This window comes from Alteribacter lacisalsi (assembly GCF_003226345.1).
GTDB lineage: Bacteria > Bacillota > Bacilli > Bacillales > Salisediminibacteriaceae > Alteribacter > Alteribacter lacisalsi.
In genome coordinates, this window is record NZ_PDOF01000002.1 from 223,640 (window position 1) to 238,232 (window position 14,593).

Genomic DNA, 14,593 nt, shown 5'->3' on the forward strand with positions numbered 1-14,593 from the left:
GTGAGTTGAGACTATGCTGAGCTATATTCTGATTGTGGCAGGCTTTCTTCTGCTGATTAAAGGCGCCGGCTATTTTGTGGACGGGGCGTCCAATATTGCTGTGCTGCTGAAAGTTTCCCCCCTTGTGATCGGCCTTACGATCATGGCGTTCGGTACAGGTGCCCCTGAAGCTACGGTGAGTATTGTGGCGGCACTAAAGGGAAGCGCAGACGTGGCGGTTGGTAACGTCGTTGGAAGCAATTTGATTAACGTGACGATGGTCGTCGGTCTGACGGCGGTAATTGCGCCGATTACAGTCAAAAATGACACTATCCGCAAGGAAATTCCATTCGCTCTGCTCGCTTCAGTGGCACTGCTTATTTTTATCAGCGATCCGTATCTTGAAGGGGCAGTGGAGACGTTTATATCAAGAGGTGAAGGCATCACGCTGCTCCTGTTTTTTGTGGTGTTTATGTATTACATTCTTGAAGCGGCCCGCCATAACCGGGATCAGTCCTACGGGCCGCCGCCAAATGATACGTCTGCCTCCGGCTGGACAAAGCAGATTCTCCTGACTGCGGGAGGGCTTGCTGCGATCATTTTCGGCGGGGAGCTGGTAGTGAGAAATGCGCTGGAAATCGCTTATCGTTTCGGCATCAGTGAGACGCTTGCCGGCCTGACGATTGTGGCGATCGGTACGGCCCTTCCGGAATTCGCCACGTGTATTGCTGCGGCCCTGAAGGGAAAAAGTGAAATTGCCATAGGGAATATTATTGGAAGCAACATTTTTAATACTTTTTTTGTTATCGGCCTTTCTGCTCTCATCCTGCCGCTTCAGGTGGATCCCCGTCTTATTTTTGACGTGATTGTCATGACGGTGATGACGGTCGTGCTGCTTATTTTCTCTAGGACAAATTATGCTGTCGGAAAGTACGAAGGGTCTATTCTTTCGGTGATTTATCTTGCCTACCTGATTTTTATTATTTTCCGGAACTGAAGAGTCTGCTTATGAATGGTATCCAGAGAGAGGGACTGGGAAAAGGTTTGAAAAAACCCGCAGAGGGTATCGTGAACCGTATAGTGACACTACATGGAGGTGTACGATTATGGCGCGACCAGTTGTCGCAGTAATGGACTCGATGGATCAGAAAGACGATGTATTCGGGGAACTTCTCCGCGATAAAGGCTATAAAGAGAATGATATAAAGATTATTTCGCAGGATGACGAGGAGGCGAAGCACTACACCCGCTACTTTGAGCAGGGGAACTTCGTCGTTACAGTGGATGTGGAAAAGGACATTGGCCAAAAACACAAAACCGATCCGGGCGAGAATTTACGCAAAGCGGATCCTCTTGCCCGTCAGGAACATCCGCCTCATCACCATATGAAGCGGGGACTGTAACGGAAAACGCAGAACCGCCCTCCCGAAAAGGGAGGGCGGCTTTTTCATGTGTATTGTTTTTAATCGTCATATTCCCACTCGAGCGACTCATCGGCACCCATGTCATCAAGTGTCTGGAGATGATCTCGACCGGAGTCGCGCACATGACTCATGCCCACACAGGATTCCCCTGCAAAAAAGGAAGTGGAGTTTAAGCGGGTACTTATATGTACATAATATTCACGATCATCGTGGCAGTTCCCGCTTCTAAGCCGCAGCCCTTCGAAATCATCGAGCACCTGGTGCATGACGTTCTCATCCTCAAGTGTCAGCCTCGCCCGGCCCTGATAACTGCCATCTTCGTCATAAAAGTTCTGTTCGACCGTCATGTTCCTGAAGTTTTCCAAGTCCTCGAGCTGATCTGAAAATGCCTTATCAAATGTTGTATGCTGGGTCCACACGTGAACCAGGCCAAAAGCAATGGTCACGGTGGAAAGTGACGCCGCAAAGGCTCCGCCGGTTTTCATAAACCGCATAAAGATCAGCGTGAGTCCTGTAACAACAGCCGCAAACGCCACCACCCAGAACAAAATCTCCAATAAGCCAATAATAATTGTCATTGCTGTGTCCTCAACTCCCCCATCAAATCTACTGCTACAAAGGTACCATAACCAGTGATGGAAGGTAAACAATTCCAATTATTGCGAAAGGCTTTCTGCGGACAAGTTGGCCTTCTTTATAGTAGACTCATAGACAGACAAACAGCAGGAAAGGAAATACATATGATCCTCGAAATCCTCTTTTTATTTGCGATTGTCCTCGTCGGGGGCTTCGTCCAGGGCGTAAGCGGCTTCGGACTCGGACTTGTTGTGATGGGCTTTCTGCCCTTTCTTTTTACGGTAAAAGAAAGCGCGCTCCTCGTCATGGTGCTTCTTCTGGCGGCGTCTTTGAGCGTGCTCGTCCGGACATGGCGTCACGTGGAACTGAAAGCACTCGCCGGAATCGGCGCTGCCGCACTCGCCGGACGGGTGGCAGCCTTTTTTGTGCTCACCAGTTACGGTGACCTTGATGTGATGCGTCTCTGGCTCGGCCTGTTCCTGATCGCTATGGTCACCTATATGTTCATCAGCAGCAGACGGAAAACAAAGCCTGATGCCAGACCCGGCCCTGCCCTCACGATTGGACTTGGCACAGCAGGCGGTTTTATCGGGGGTGTGTTTGCTGTCGGCGGGCCGTTTTTCGTATTCTATTTTCTGATGCTTTACAAAGACAAATTTAAATACAACGCCAACATGCAGGCTGTGGTTGTAGTCACCTGTATTTTTTCCCTCGTGCTCCACGGAGCGGGGGGCGATTTTGATGCTTCGTTCACCTACTACGTGGCTGCAGGCATCCTTGCTACGCTCATCGGAACCGGCCTCGGGCTCAAGTGGTTTGAAAAGCTCTCGAATGAGCGGATCCGCACCTTTGCCATGGTGCTCGTTCTGATTGCAGGCATCAATCTGATTGTGCTTGGATAAAAAAAGACACCCTTATGAGTGTCTTTTTTTCTGATCCGTGTTTACCTTTGAAAGGTGATTTTCCCTGTCTCAGCCAGCTCTTTCAGTCCTGTGAACATGAGGGTCCAGCCGTGCTCCGTTTGGTCGTAATGGTCCGAAAGTGCTTTTTCAATCTCCTCTTCCGTCCAGGTGCGGCCGTGAGGAACTATGATTTCCTGAGTAAAAGACATTTCGCATCGTTTTGTATCCCCCGTGAATGCTACGGTAATTGTATCCTCGGATTCACTGAACTGCGGCATTTTGAACGTGAACACGATCATATCCGGTCTGTCGATCCTGAGGTACTCCCCGATGGCGCGGTAATCCTTCCCGTTCCGGTGGTCGATGATTTCCCACGTGCCGCCGGGTCGCGGGTCATTCGCGGCCACTTTATTGGTGCCTTCAATGGTAAATAACCACTTGCGCATCATGTCCGGGTCCAGCCAGGCATCAAAGACCCGTTCAGGAGAAGCATCGAATTGTCTTTTCATTGTTAAAGTGATGACTGAAGATGTTTCCATAGCGTAAACTCCTCTGAAAATAGTGCCTTACTTTTCCTGACCGTTGTTTCCTTTTATTTTCAGCAAGTCAAACGTAGAATATACTCCGGCTCCTCGCGTAATCCGGGATGAGGTGAGGGTCAGCAGGATTATGCAATTATGCTCAGGATTGTGTAATGCCCCTTCAAAATTACGCAATTCCCCTCAGGTTTATGTAATCGCCAAACTTCATCCCGTTTGCAGCCCAGCTAACAACACGATCCCCCCATAAGTCCTATATCTGAACCCGCTCTCAAACCTTCACATCATCATGCTCCAGCGGTTTTGCCACCTCGTTCCTCGATTGCAAAATTACTGGAAAATCAGGGCATGACGGACGATATTTGTGTAAAGGCATGATATGATAGTCATAGATTTGTATGTTTGCAAGGTGAATTTCGTGAATATTGGAACAGCTTGCGCCGGCATGACAGGCGCTTCTTAATAGACTTGAAACCAGGAGGCAGACACCAATGGAAAAACGCAGACCCGAATCAACGGTCACACAGCCATTTGCTGAAAAGATTATCAGTAACGTGGAGAAAGTGGTTGTCGGAAAACGAAGCGAAATCGAGCTCAGCCTGATTGCGATGCTGAGCGGGGGACACGTGCTGCTCGAAGACGTGCCAGGTGTGGGGAAGACGATGATGGTCCGTGCGATCGCCAAATCACTCGGTGCTGATTTTAAACGGATTCAGTTCACACCGGATCTGCTTCCATCGGATGTGACCGGAGTAAGTGTGTTTAACCAGCAGACGATGGACTTTGTGTTCCGTAAGGGGCCGATTATGTCCAATATTGTTCTGGCCGATGAGATTAACCGGACCTCGCCGAAAACTCAGGCAGCCCTGCTTGAAGCCCTTGAAGAAGGCAGCGTCACAACAGACGGGGAGACCCGTGAGCTGAAGCGGCCGTTTTTTGTAATGGCCACCCAGAATCCGATCGAGTACGGCGGCACGTATCCGCTACCGGAAGCGCAGCTCGACCGCTTTCTTTTCAAATTTAAAATCGGCTACCCGTCGAAAAGAGAAGAGCTGGAAGTGCTGAACCGGGTGGAAAAGCGCCATCCGATCGAGGACCTTAAAGAGGTGCTTTCTCTTGATGAACTCCTGAATATGCAGGAGGAAGTGCTTGATGTGTATGTGGATGAGACCGTGAAAACCTACATTATCAATCTTGTAACGAATACGAGAAAGCACCATGCGGTTTATCTTGGTGCCAGCCCGCGTGCATCGATTGCCCTGATGAAAGCCGGCCAGGCCTATGCCTACATGCAGGGGCGAGATTACGTTGTGCCGGATGATGTGAAGTTCCTGGCTCCGTATGCACTTGGTCACCGGGTTCTTCTGAATTCAGATGCGAAGCTGTCGAATCTGACGAACGAAAGAGTCATTAAGGACATCGTGGAGCAGGTAACCGTACCGGTAAAAAAGGAAGCTCTTAAATAATGACACGCCTTAAGAAAATGTTACAGGCCGCCGCGAAGGTTTTGAAAGTACTGGCCATGATTGCCATTATCGCAGGCACGTTCAGCTATGCCATGTTTCAGGGCGGATTTGTACCGTGGTTTCTTTTCTATACTGTTTCAGCAATTATCGTCCTGATGCTTCTGTACCTGGCTGTTCCTCTCGGGACTTTTGAAGTGAGGAGAGAAGCAGGGAAAAGTGCCGTGGCGGCCGGTTCGAAACTGACAGTGACTGTGACGATCCGCCGGAAGTGGCCGTTTCCTTTTCTGTATCTGATCGTCCGTGACGATATGGAACCGGGACTTCGAAAGCAGCTCGATATGAGTCCGGAGATTATTTTTTACCCCACAATGAAAAAAGAGCTGAGCTTCCAGTATGCGATTCCAGCCGTCAAGCGCGGGGAGTATGCGTTTCACGGTATTCATCTGGAAACGTCCGATATGTTCGGGTTATACACGAAAACGAAAACGGTGGCAGCGCCGGATTCCCTGCTTGTATACCCGTCCTATCACCCGATCGAGCGGTGGTCCGCCTATGAACGTCACGATACGGAGACCCGCCTGAGTGCATCCGATTTTGTGGAGGATGTCACGTCGGTTGCAGGCTCCCGTGAATATGTGCCTGGGGACAAGCTGACGAGCATCGACTGGAAAGTGTCAGCCCGGGCGAACAAGCTTATGACCAAGGAATTTGAGGAATACATCGGCCAGAACTTTCTGATCGCGTTAAATGAGCGCGTCCGTGACTTCGAACATGACACGCTGGAATCGTTTGAAAAAGCGATTGAACTGGTGACCTCGATTATCATGTACGCCCATGGCCGGCAGCTTCAGTACGGACTGTGGACGATGGGAAAAGAAGCGAAGCGCTTTCCCCTTGATGCGGGAAGCGACCAGCAGCGCCGGCTTATCCACCATCTGGCCACGTTAAAGGCTGATACGACCGGAGGCTTTGAAGCCCGCCTTAAGGAATCAGAAGATCAGATTCCGGCAGGGGTATCGCTTATTCTTGTCACCACAGAGATTACCGATGCGTTTCTGGACCGGGTAAAAATTCTCCTCACAAGACGAATCCGGGTGTACGTGTGCCTGATGATCACCTCCCGTGAGCAGGATCACTGGGAAAAACAGCGCTTTGCGGAGCTGAAGCGCCAGGGAGCTGACGCGTACCTGATTTCAGACGGCAGCATCGATCACGCTATGACTACATTTAAGGGTGACCGCTATGAAACGATCAGCTAAAGACACCAAGCATACGTTTGTTCACTTTCTCGTGTATGCCCTCGGGTTTCTGCTCGTCTGGGAGTGGCTCCGGCCGATTCCGACAATCTCGAACACAGGGGACATGGAGATTTTTGTGCTGTTTGCCCTGTTCAGCTTTCTGCTGATCTTTCTGAAGCTTCCTCTCTACGCATTGCTTCCGCTTCTCTTCATTGGAAGTCTTTACGCATTGCATCTTGTTTTTGGAGCGGGGAACTTTCTTGCCCGGGACGGCGGGGGCGAATTTGTACGGTTCTTTTTCCAGGACCTCTGGTACAACCTCGGACTGATTGGCTCGTGGAATCTGGAAATGCTCACCGATCCGTTCCGGACCCTGCTCGTGCTCCTTCTGCTCGGGCTCGTTGCTTATCTCGTTTATTTCTGGATTTTTCATATTAAGCGGATCTTTTTCTTCCTGTTTGCGACGGTGGTGTACGTGACGGTGCTTGATACGTTCACACCGGTGGATGCGAGCATGGCGATCGTGCGTATAATCGTGATCGGCTTCTTCCTTGTGAGTCTGCTGCATATGCTCACTGTTCAGGCAAAAGAAAGAAAGATTGGGCGCCGGTCCGCCTCGTACATGTCGACAGCATGGCTGTACTCTCTCGTGTTCATGATTCTTGCGGCCACGACGGTCGGCTACGCTGCACCGAAAATGGGGCCTCAGTGGTCGGATCCGGTTCCGACTTTTGAGCGCTGGATCACCGGTGAAGGCTCCGGATCCGGTGGCGGCATCCGCCGGGTCGGCTACGGCGATAATGACGAACGCCTCGGCGGCGGCTTCGTGCAGGATGAGAATCCGGTCTTTTATGCGGAGACCGATCAGCCGGGCTACTGGCGCGGCGAATCGAAAAACGAATATACCGGCCACGGCTGGGTGTCGGAGCCCGATTACCGCGAATCGGAATCGGTATACGGAAGCGAGATTAGCTACCAGATGTACAGCGGTGAAGTGGAAACCACCTCTCACACAGCTTCGCTTGAAATGGTGGAAGGGGCCGGCTTTTCGAACCTCTTTTATCCCGGACAGCTGACTTCTGTAAACACGGATGCGCTCGTGTTTACGGCTGATGGGGATCAGGGAGAGGCGGCGCCGCAGTTTTACACTGATGTAATCGGCGGGGAAGTGACCTCCCGGACCGCAGCGGAGCAGCCGGACACGCGGCTGCTTGAATACGAATTGTCCTATGCCTATCCGGAATTTGATATTCCGTCGCTGGAACTTGAGGAGCCGCAGGATCCGGCATTTATTACCGAACGGTTCCTTCAGCTTCCGGACGAGCTGCCGGAGCGGGTTTTGGAACTGGCTGAAGAGATTACTGAAGACGCGGAAAACCGCTACGAAATGGCGACCGCTGTGGAATCTTACTTCAGGCAGAATGACTTTGAATACTCCACCTCCGGCATTCCGGTGCCGGGGGAGGACGAAGATTACGTGGATCAGTTCCTGTTTGAAACCAGAATCGGCTACTGCGATAACTTTTCCACATCGATGGCGGTACTTCTGCGTGCGGTTGACGTGCCGACCCGCTGGGTAAAAGGCTTTACCGATGGTGAATCTGTAGAGGTGCTCGAAGACGGCGTAGAGCGATACGAAGTCACAAACGGCAACGCCCACTCGTGGGTGGAAGTTTACTTCCCGGAAACAGGCTGGGTGCCGTTTGAGCCGACGCAGGGCTTCAGCAGCAACGTGGAATTCACACAGGACATTGATGATGCAGACATCAGCATCGACGATGACCAGGACCCTTCCGAGCCGGAACGTCCGGACATGCCGCTTGAGGAAGAAGGGGCCTCTCCTGACGATAGCGGCCTTGACGAAGGCGGCACAGGTGCAGGCGGAGGCGGAACAGGCAGCGGCCTTTCAGCCGCTGACTGGCTCGCGCCGAAACCGATCTTGATCTCGATCGTGGCTCTTGTGCTTGTCATGATTATGTACGAAAAGAAACATCGGATCCTAAACCGCTACTTCCTGCTTCACTACAAGCTGTTCGGCAGTGATGCCAGGTTCGCAAGCGCCTATCACCGGGCGCTGTGGCTCCTGGACAACGAGGGAATCCCCCGTGCAGAAGGGGAGACGCTCAGGGAATACGCGAGAAGGGTGGACCACATCACAGGCACGATGGCGATGGGACGGCTGACCGAGCGTTATGAAAAAATGACGTACGGGGGCCGTGAAACAGAGCGGAACTGGCGCGAGGATAAAGCGTCATGGGAAGAACTGGTGAAATCTTTAAAGATGTGACCTCTTGACCGGGTGCAGGTTGACTGTTAAAATGAATCCGTTAAAACGCACGGAAAAACCGCCCGGCAATAGCCGGAATCATCATTGTTGATACAACACGAATCCTTCGTATATCCTCAGGAATAGGGCCTGAGAGTCTCTACCGGGTTGCCGATAACGACCTGACTATGAAGGCAGAATTTCTGGGGAAGCCGGAATTCTGCCTTTCTGTCTTTATTGATGGCAAAGGGGGAGTTCCGGCTTTTTTGTATACGCAGGTTCTGAGGGAATCCTTTGATGATGGCGGCTGGTGCGTGAAAAGAGGTTCTATAGGGTAAAGACAAACCGGGGTCTGCTGCCGGGAAAAGGTGATGCGGCGATCTTGGGTTTTCTTTATACAGTGTTCCGTAAAATCGCCGTCTTGTTTTTTTGCAAGAAAGAGGGGGCGGCCGTCCATACTAAGGTGAGTGTGTGTCGGGAAAATTCATGGTAAAGGTGGATGAATGATGCAGGAGATTAATGAGAAGATTATCGTTCTTGATTTCGGGGGGCAGTACAATCAGCTGATTACGCGCAGGATTCGTGATCTTGGTGTGTTCAGTGAGCTTCGTTCCTATAAAACAACGGCGGAGGAGCTGCGTGAGATTAATCCGACGGGAATTATTTTTTCCGGTGGCCCGGGGAGTGCGTACGTTGAGGGCGCGCCGAGCTGTGATCCGGAGATTTTTGAGCTTGGGATTCCGATTCTCGGGATTTGCTATGGCATGCAGCTGATGACGCACCACTTTGAGGGCAAGGTGGAGGCGGCGAACCGCCGTGAGTACGGTAAGGCGATGATTACAGTGGAGAACGAGAACAAGCTGTATGAAGGTCTGCCTGCCGAGCAGAGCGTGTGGATGAGCCACGGTGACAAGGTGCTTGCGCCTCCTGCGGGCTTTACGGTTGATGCGACGAACGTGTCGTGCCCGGTTGCGGGGATGAGTGATGTGAGCCGGAATTTCTACGGTGTGCAGTTCCACCCTGAGGTGCGCAATACGGAATACGGGAACGAGCTTCTCAAGAATTTCGTGTATAACATCTGCGAGTGCGAAGGCAACTGGACGATGGAAAACTTCATTGACATGGAAGTGCAGAAGGTGCGCGACGCTGTCGGTGACCGCCAGGTGCTGTGTGCGCTTAGCGGCGGTGTGGATTCTTCTGTTGTGGCAGCGCTTATTCATAAGGCGATCGGCGAACAGCTGACGTGTATGTTCATCGATCACGGTCTTCTCCGTAAAGGTGAGGCGGAGAGCGTGATGAAGACGTTCTCGGAAGGCTTTGATATGAAAGTGGTGAAGATCGATGCCCAGGACCGTTTCCTCGGGAAGCTTCAGGGTGTGAGCGATCCGGAAGAGAAGCGGAAGGTGATCGGCAACGAGTTTATCTACGTGTTTGAAGAGGAAGCGGGCAAGCTGAAGGATATGGATTTCCTTGCGCAGGGCACGCTTTACACGGATATTATCGAGAGCGGTACGGACACTGCGCAAACGATCAAGTCCCATCACAATGTGGGCGGTCTGCCGGAGGACATGAAGTTTGATCTGATTGAGCCTCTGAACACGCTGTTTAAGGATGAGGTGCGCGAAGTGGGCTCGGAGCTCGGCCTGCCTGATGAGGTCGTATGGCGCCAGCCGTTCCCGGGACCGGGTCTCGGGATCCGCGTGCTTGGTGAAATTACGGACGAGAAGCTTGAGATTGTGCGGGAGTCCGATGCGATTCTCCGTGAAGAGATTAAAAATGCGGGGCTTGAGCGTGAGATCTGGCAGTATTTCACGGCGCTTCCGGACATGCGCAGTGTCGGGGTGATGGGTGACGAGCGGACGTATGACTACACAGTCGGCGTGCGTGCGGTCACGTCGATCGACGGGATGACGTCTGACTGGGCGCGGATTCCGTACGACGTGCTGGAGCGGATCTCCACGCGGATCGTCAATGAAGTGGCGAACGTGAACCGCGTTGTGTATGACATTACGAGCAAGCCGCCTTCCACGATTGAGTGGGAGTAGGTTTTGGATCGGATGGAGATTGGTGTGAGCGTGGTGAGGCCGTCCCCCTGGTGGGGACGGTCTTTTTTTGTTTTAAGGAGGCTCGATTCCAGTAAAATGGGTGGTTTCCGGAAAATTTCAGGCGGATTCCGGATAATGAGTGAATGATTCCGAAAATGACCGGACAATTCCGGAAAATTGCATTGTGGGGCGATTTCGCAGCATGGGATAGGGAATTCGGTAAAACCCGAACATTATTAATTATTACCATACATTTATTCGCATTCTCTATTGCGCCTCATTCGACAATTTGCTACACTATCAACGTACAGCCAAGACAATACATCAAGTTCGTATAATAACGGGAATAAGGCCCGTGAGTCTCTACCAGGTTACCGTAAATGACCTGACTACGAACGACCGGCTTCGCTCGGGAAAGAATCTTCAGCAAGGAGAATAGTGCCTGCGTTAACACGGCCGGCGCATTGCTCCAGTCAGATTCCTTTTCCCATGAGAACCGTCGTACGTAATTACAGAGAACTTACCAGGGCCTTCCGCAACCAGAATCGGAAGGCCCTTTTTGCATTCACAGAGATCATACGGACAAAGGGGAGAGGTTACAGGATGAAAGGTTATTTTCAGTTTGACGAATTAGGTACAAATTACCGCCGGGAGACACTTGGGGGACTCACCACGTTCCTAGCGATGGCGTATATTCTTTTTGTAAACCCGAACGTTCTTGAGCCGACAGGCATGGACACGGAAGCGGTGTACGTGGCGACAGCCCTCGCGGCGGCCATCGGGACGCTCATTATGGGTCTTGTGGCAAAATATCCGATCGCACTCGCGCCGGGTATGGGACTGAACGCGTTCTTCACGTTCTCCGTTGTGCTTGGCCTCGGGATCCCTTGGGAAACGGCGCTCCTCGGGGTGTTTGTCTCCGGTATTCTGCTGTTTCTGATTTCGATTACGGGGATCCGTGAGACGATTATCAACGCCATTCCGGCGGAGCTGAAGTATGCGGCCGCTGCCGGAATTGGGCTTTTCATCGCCTTTATCGGTTTGAAAAACGCTGAAATTGTGGTCATGTCGGAAGCGACGCTCGTGCAGATTGGCGACCTCACAAACCCGGGTACGCTGCTTGCTGTGTTCGGTGTTATGATTACGGTTATCCTCATGGCGATCGGGCTTAAGGGCGGGATCTTCTATGGAATGATCATTACCGCTGTTGTTGGTATCATCTTCGGTGTCATTCAGACACCTGGCGCAATTGTAAGCTCCGTCCCGAGCCTGGCGCCGACATTTGGTGCGGCATTCTCGCCGTTTGGGGAAATGGCGCTTGCAGAAATCTTTACGATTCAGCTGATGATCGTTATCCTGACTTTCTTGTTTGTGGACTTTTTCGATACAGCCGGTACCCTTTACGCGGTGGCGAACCAGGCGGGCTACGTGAAAAACAACCGTCTGCCTCGTGCAGGGCGTGCCCTGCTTGCCGACTCTTCGGCAACGTCCATCGGGGCGGTACTTGGTACGTCAACGACGACTGCCTACATTGAATCGAGCTCCGGAATTGCGGCCGGTGCCCGGACCGGGTTTGCGTCACTCGTGACAGCGGGACTGTTCACGCTTGCCCTGTTCTTTTCACCGCTGCTCGTGGTCGTCACGAACGAAGTAACTGCACCGGCGCTGATTATTGTCGGGATCCTGATGGCGGGAGCACTTGCCAACATCGACTGGAAACGGTTTGAGATTGCCGTACCGGCGTTCCTGACGGTTATTGCCATGCCGCTTACGTTCAGTATTGCGACAGGGATCGCCCTCGGGTTCATTATGTACCCGATTACGATGGTGGCAAAAGGCCGCTGGCGCGAGGTTCACCCGATTATGTACGTGATGTTCTTTGTGTTTATCATTTACTTTGTCTATCTGGGAGAATAATAGATTACCGTCAGTAAACCGCTTCAGCCCTGTGCTGGAGCGGTTTTTTGGTATTGGATAAGGAAGGTTTTATATACAAAATAAGGAAAAAGAGTGCAAAAGACCCACTTCTTTTCTGCTAAACTGAAAATGTTGTTATTTTTGTGTCAGTAGAGAGGAGAAAATCGGTTGATTTCTGCAATAGAACTCTTAAAGAAAACAGCACCGTTTATTTTTTTGCGGATTGGGATTTATATGGCGTTTGCCGCCGGTTCGCTCGTGTATGTGGCACTTATGTCGTTTGTGGGCTTGCGTATGTTCACCTCCATGGGGGACGGCTCTTACGTAACCATCTTCATTCTCATGCTGGCAGCGCTCTTTGGCGGCTACGGCATCATGAGGTGGCTGGAGCGGTACGTGATTTACCTCGTTAAAGCCGGTCACATTTATGTGATGACGGAGCTGATTACGAAGGGAACGATCCCTGAAGGAAAAAGTCAGATCGGTTACGGCAAGGACAAAGTGGTGGAAACGTTCGGCAGGACGAGCGTGTTCTTTGTGGTAAACCGCCTCGTCGACGGGTCTGTTCGGCAGATCCAGCGGTGGTTCATGAAGACAGCCGACTTCCTCAGCTTTATTCCACAGGCGAAAGCGCTGTTCGGCATTGTGTCCCGTATTCTCGGTACGGCTGTCAAATACGTGGATGAAGCGGTCCTCAGCTATACCATTATGAAGGAAAACAATCAGAAAAGCGTCTGGCGCAATGCCGCTGACGGGGTTGTTTACTACGGCCAGTCGTGGAAAGGGGTCATGAAAACAGCGGTTCTGATTGTCATTATCAATGCTGTCATGTGGTGGGGAACGTTCTTTCTGACCGCACTTGCGATTTCGGCTCTGATCACATTCCAGGGCAACCTGGCCGTGTTGAACATACTCCCTGTTATTTTCGCCTTTTTCTTTGCCACCGCAGTAAGGAAGGCTTTTGCCGATCCGGTGGCTACGGCGATGATGATCCGGGCCTATCACGCTGAAATTCAGGATCAGGAACTGCAGATGGATCTTGGTAAGAAAATGCACGGGGCTTCTTCAAAATTCAGAGAGCTTGTGAGCAGGGACAAGAAAGAGAAACAGAAGACGGAAAAAATGAGCGTTGGAACGACATAATAGGAGGAAAAGAACATGAATAAAAAAATCGGTATCAGTGCAGCGGCGCTGAGTGTCGTTCTTGCAGGATGCATAACAATCGGAGATGAAGATACAGGCGGCACAGAGGAAACGGACCCGCCTGAAGAAAATACGGAAGAGAGTGACACAGAGGCAGAGAACGAGGAGAACGCTGACGGGGATGCGGATGACGCCGCTGAAGAGGACGCTGTCGAAGAGGGTGATCCGGATTCGGAGGACAGCGGGGAAGACGAGGACGAGCGGGAAGGCCTGGCGCTCAGGGAACTGGATGTGAATGAATTCACACTGAACCTTGACACACCTGACGGCTATGACCCGGATGTCCACCGTGTTGTGGAATACGAGCAGACGCTGTTTTTTGCCCATGAGATCACAGCAGAGCTTCTGGATCTGGATATCCGCTATGATGCGGACAATCGTCTTGCCGAGGTCTTTGAAGGTGAGAGCCAGTACACGCACGAAACGGTTCATCCTGAGCATGAATCCGAGGTTCTTGAGGTAAACCAGTTCTGGAGCTTTGACAAGGAAGACTACTGGACACCTGAAAACGAAGACTATATCTTCGATTTTCTGGAGTATAACGGACAGCTGTTTATCCCGGAACGGGTGATGTATTCCGTTGCCCAGACACCGGTTCATTACGACAGACAAAATGGGGTCATTGAGCTTGGTCTTGCTTCAACGGAAGAATCCATTGCAGGAGTGGATTTTGACCATGACCGTATGTCCAACGTGACCGAACGTGAGTCGATTACGTTTGAAGGCGAGGACATCGGGGGGGGCTTTGAGGTGGAATTTGTGGACAGGCAGCTGGGCGGTGAAATGGCGATCGACACGAGCGGGAACCGCAGTGAGGCGAGGCTTGTGATCGCAGTTACCAGCACCGATAATCAGAATAGCGTGGAGCTTACGATTACGACTGGCCATGACGAACTTGCCGCTTCGGAAACCATTACCGTTTCAGAAGGGGAAAAATACGAGCTGGAGCTTTCCATCAACGGCTCGCACCATATTCACTTTGAAGCGGAGGACGCGCTGTATTTTTATCTTACAGGTGAGTTTCAATAAAGTCTGTCC

12 protein-coding genes and 2 riboswitches are annotated in these 14,593 nt (G+C 51.6%); of the genes, 10 read left to right on the top strand and 2 right to left on the bottom strand.

Features of this window, described 5'->3' with window-relative positions; genetic code table 11:
• The first annotated feature begins 16 nt into the window (after positions 1-16).
• Both CR205_RS12530 and CR205_RS12535 read left to right on the top strand, forming a co-directional pair.
• Complete coding sequence (locus CR205_RS12530; RefSeq protein WP_110520943.1) at positions 17-976, top strand: calcium/sodium antiporter; 960 nt, start codon at positions 17-19, stop codon at positions 974-976.
• Between the two features lie 109 nt (positions 977-1,085).
• On the top strand, positions 1,086-1,382 hold the full coding sequence (locus CR205_RS12535; RefSeq protein WP_110520315.1) for a hypothetical protein: 297 nt from the start codon (positions 1,086-1,088) through the stop codon (positions 1,380-1,382).
• Between the two features lie 59 nt (positions 1,383-1,441).
• Here CR205_RS12535 and CR205_RS12540 read toward each other — a convergent pair whose 3' ends face one another.
• Positions 1,442-1,981 carry a hypothetical protein gene (locus CR205_RS12540; protein ID WP_110520317.1) on the bottom strand — a complete coding sequence of 180 codons (540 nt, stop codon included), beginning with the start codon at positions 1,979-1,981 and terminating at the stop codon, positions 1,442-1,444.
• A 162-nt stretch (positions 1,982-2,143) separates the two neighbouring features.
• Here CR205_RS12540 and CR205_RS12545 point away from each other — a divergent pair, with 162 nt between their 5' ends.
• Positions 2,144-2,881 carry a sulfite exporter TauE/SafE family protein gene (locus CR205_RS12545; RefSeq protein ID WP_110520319.1) on the top strand — a complete coding sequence of 246 codons (738 nt, stop codon included), beginning with the start codon at positions 2,144-2,146 and terminating at the stop codon, positions 2,879-2,881.
• Between the two features lie 41 nt (positions 2,882-2,922).
• Here the strand turns inward: CR205_RS12545 and CR205_RS12550 are convergent, their stop codons facing one another.
• A complete protein-coding gene (locus CR205_RS12550) occupies positions 2,923-3,420 on the bottom strand; it encodes an SRPBCC family protein (RefSeq protein ID WP_110520321.1) in 498 nt (165 codons plus the stop codon).
• A gap of 491 nt (positions 3,421-3,911) precedes the next feature.
• Between CR205_RS12550 and CR205_RS12555 the strand changes: the two genes are divergently transcribed.
• The 7 genes from CR205_RS12555 (at position 3,912) to CR205_RS12585 (ending at position 14,584) form a co-directional block, all read left to right on the top strand.
• Positions 3,912-4,886, top strand: a complete 975-nt coding sequence (locus CR205_RS12555; protein WP_110520323.1) for an AAA family ATPase — start codon at positions 3,912-3,914, stop codon at positions 4,884-4,886.
• Positions 4,886-6,145, top strand: coding sequence for a DUF58 domain-containing protein (locus tag CR205_RS12560; RefSeq protein ID WP_110520325.1), 1,260 nt, complete (start codon positions 4,886-4,888; stop codon positions 6,143-6,145). The genes CR205_RS12555 and CR205_RS12560 overlap by 1 nt, the downstream gene beginning before the upstream one ends.
• Positions 6,129-8,411: a DUF4129 domain-containing transglutaminase family protein gene (locus tag CR205_RS12565; RefSeq protein WP_110520327.1), complete on the top strand. Its 2,283-nt coding sequence runs from the start codon at positions 6,129-6,131 to the stop codon at positions 8,409-8,411. Before CR205_RS12560 ends, CR205_RS12565 begins: the two co-directional genes overlap by 17 nt.
• A gap of 86 nt (positions 8,412-8,497) precedes the next feature.
• A riboswitch (purine riboswitch) is annotated at positions 8,498-8,599 on the top strand.
• 297 nt (positions 8,600-8,896) lie between these two features.
• A complete protein-coding gene (guaA, locus tag CR205_RS12570; protein WP_110520329.1) occupies positions 8,897-10,435 on the top strand; it encodes a glutamine-hydrolyzing GMP synthase in 1,539 nt (512 codons plus the stop codon).
• Between the two features lie 310 nt (positions 10,436-10,745).
• Positions 10,746-10,847: riboswitch (purine riboswitch) on the top strand.
• A 191-nt stretch (positions 10,848-11,038) separates the two neighbouring features.
• On the top strand, positions 11,039-12,352 hold the full coding sequence (locus tag CR205_RS12575) for an NCS2 family permease (RefSeq protein WP_110520331.1): 1,314 nt from the start codon (positions 11,039-11,041) through the stop codon (positions 12,350-12,352).
• A gap of 168 nt (positions 12,353-12,520) precedes the next feature.
• Positions 12,521-13,495, top strand: coding sequence for a hypothetical protein (locus CR205_RS12580; RefSeq protein WP_110520333.1), 975 nt, complete (start codon positions 12,521-12,523; stop codon positions 13,493-13,495).
• 15 nt (positions 13,496-13,510) lie between these two features.
• Positions 13,511-14,584 (top strand): hypothetical protein, encoded by a 1,074-nt coding sequence (locus CR205_RS12585; RefSeq protein WP_110520335.1) that lies wholly within the window; start codon positions 13,511-13,513, stop codon positions 14,582-14,584.
• The last annotated feature ends 9 nt before the right edge of the window (positions 14,585-14,593 follow it).

Coding starts and splice junctions, on each gene's coding strand:
- CR205_RS12565 (WP_110520327.1), top strand. CDS start 6,129: ATGAAACGATCAGCTAAAGACACCAAGCATACGTTTGTTCACTTTCTC.
- CR205_RS12585 (WP_110520335.1), top strand. CDS start 13,511: ATGAATAAAAAAATCGGTATCAGTGCAGCGGCGCTGAGTGTCGTTCTT.
- CR205_RS12550 (WP_110520321.1), bottom strand. CDS start 3,420: ATGGAAACATCTTCAGTCATCACTTTAACAATGAAAAGACAATTCGAT.
- CR205_RS12575 (WP_110520331.1), top strand. CDS start 11,039: ATGAAAGGTTATTTTCAGTTTGACGAATTAGGTACAAATTACCGCCGG.
- CR205_RS12545 (WP_110520319.1), top strand. CDS start 2,144: ATGATCCTCGAAATCCTCTTTTTATTTGCGATTGTCCTCGTCGGGGGC.
- CR205_RS12555 (WP_110520323.1), top strand. CDS start 3,912: ATGGAAAAACGCAGACCCGAATCAACGGTCACACAGCCATTTGCTGAA.
- CR205_RS12535 (WP_110520315.1), top strand. CDS start 1,086: ATGGCGCGACCAGTTGTCGCAGTAATGGACTCGATGGATCAGAAAGAC.
- CR205_RS12540 (WP_110520317.1), bottom strand. CDS start 1,981: ATGACAATTATTATTGGCTTATTGGAGATTTTGTTCTGGGTGGTGGCG.
- CR205_RS12560 (WP_110520325.1), top strand. CDS start 4,886: ATGACACGCCTTAAGAAAATGTTACAGGCCGCCGCGAAGGTTTTGAAA.
- guaA (WP_110520329.1), top strand. CDS start 8,897: ATGCAGGAGATTAATGAGAAGATTATCGTTCTTGATTTCGGGGGGCAG.